Here is a 1730-nt window from a genome sequence, read left to right as displayed (position 1 = left end):
GTCGGCATCGGTCATTTTCGCTTTTTGCATGGCGACGGTAATGAAGGCGGCTGTGTTGGCGAATTCCGTAGGGGATTGGTAGATATTTTCCCTTTGGTTGAGTTCGGTAAGCAGGATTCTGGCTTTTTCGTGCAGGGGTTGCACGTCGGGGGAAAAGCCACCTGCCGCCTGCGCGTATTGATACGGCTCATCCCTTTCGTTCCAAGACATCATATTCGGATCTTTTTTGATAAGGTCACGGGTTTTTTGGTACATTTCGTTGGCATTCTGCTCAATGTCTCGCAAACGCCCCAGCAGGCTTTTATCATATAAGGCTGGTGATTTTTTCAGCTTGTCGATTAACCCTCTGCTTTGAAGAAGCAGAGGAATGCCTGTTTCTTCTATCAGAGTATCGGATATTTTTCGGTTCGATTTCTCCGACTGGAGTTTTTTGAAGTCCTTATCCGTAATATTGACAAACGGCAGTTTGTCGGTATCGGTATAGACGAGCGGGACCGACCTGCCTATCCTTTTCGGATCCAATACGGAATTGAACACAGAGTTTGCCGTATCTACCATCCATTTTTGCATCCTATCCGAAACATCTTGAGAAGATGAACCGCCGATGAAATCGAAGTTGTCGTTTTTAGGCGTGATTCTGAGGTTGCGAATTTCTCGGCTGCCGTCGGGTCGGACGAAGAATTGAAGTTTTCTAAGATCATCAGGTGTAACAACTACTTGTGTTGAACCGAAGATAAAAGCACGTTCGACGTAGTCTGAAGATGAAGTGTCGATTCCGTATTGAGAAACAGCGACAGTAAAACCTTTTCCTGGAGTCGTACTGTAGAAACCATTTTTCCAACTGTTAAATCTCTCTACCCCATAGATTTTATTGCCAATCTCATCGAAAGAATAAGGTGTATTTCTTGCAGGTAAATTCGAGGTTTTAAAAAAATTCTCAAACATCTTGAAATCTGCTGCCGTGGCATATCTGCCTGCACCATTTTTCATATAGTCGGTTGCGTCAATTTTTACTGGTGTACGATTAGCTGATGTTATCGATATTCCCATATCTTCTCTTTTGGGTGGTATCGGGCTGTTCCACAAATATTGGGATAAAATTCTATCTACTGTAACATCGGATACAGCTAAAGATTTTTGGTTATCTGACATGATAATGTTGCTCCTCGTTAAGAAGATAAGTTATTTGGCATAAAAAGGTTGCCACAAAACATCTCCGCAATTGTTCATGAATAATATTTCTGTAGCGTATTGTTGATACGTTCTCTCTTTATTTACATTCCATCTATGCAGGCCAGGATCTACACCAGTAAATTTAAAATAAAAATTACCTACTCCGTAATTTTGAATATTGATATTTTGGGGTATGTCATTTCCTGGAAAAATTGCTGCTCCTTCCAAATAGGTAATTAAAGCATCTTTTTTAATTATTGGTTCAGCTTCTTTTTTACTTAAAACTGTACAGCAATCAGAACCATACACATCGGCACCGTTCTTACTGGGACCTCTAAGAATCAAAGTAAAACCTTTATTGTCATATTGTTCCAAATAGTTTCTCAAATCATTTTCCTGTCTGATTTCCTTTTTGGGATATTTTGCCAGCAATGCCCCATCCATCGGGTCTTTCTCCGCCAAAAACATCCTATCCCATTGCTCGTTAGTGTAATCCTGCGGGACAAACCAGACGCTACAGGCTTTTTCGTGACGTACGCAGTCTGCTCCCGTAGAAT

The 1730-nt window shown here is 41.3% G+C and carries 1 protein-coding gene and 1 pseudogene; both read right to left on the bottom strand.

Going from position 1 to position 1730, the window contains the following annotated elements:
- The coding region (locus HMPREF2954_RS04935) for a hypothetical protein (protein ID WP_321178154.1) at positions 1–1152 on the bottom strand (1152 nt) is incomplete at its 3' end.
- A 30-nt stretch (positions 1153–1182) separates the two neighbouring features.
- A pseudogene (locus HMPREF2954_RS04930) lies at positions 1183–1730 on the bottom strand (hypothetical protein); the annotation flags it as partial.

The organism is Neisseria sp. HMSC067H09 (genome assembly GCF_001814135.1).
Lineage (GTDB): Bacteria > Pseudomonadota > Gammaproteobacteria > Burkholderiales > Neisseriaceae > Neisseria.
Note: the sequence above shows the minus strand (reverse complement) of the source record. Positions and strands in the feature narration are given on the sequence as shown.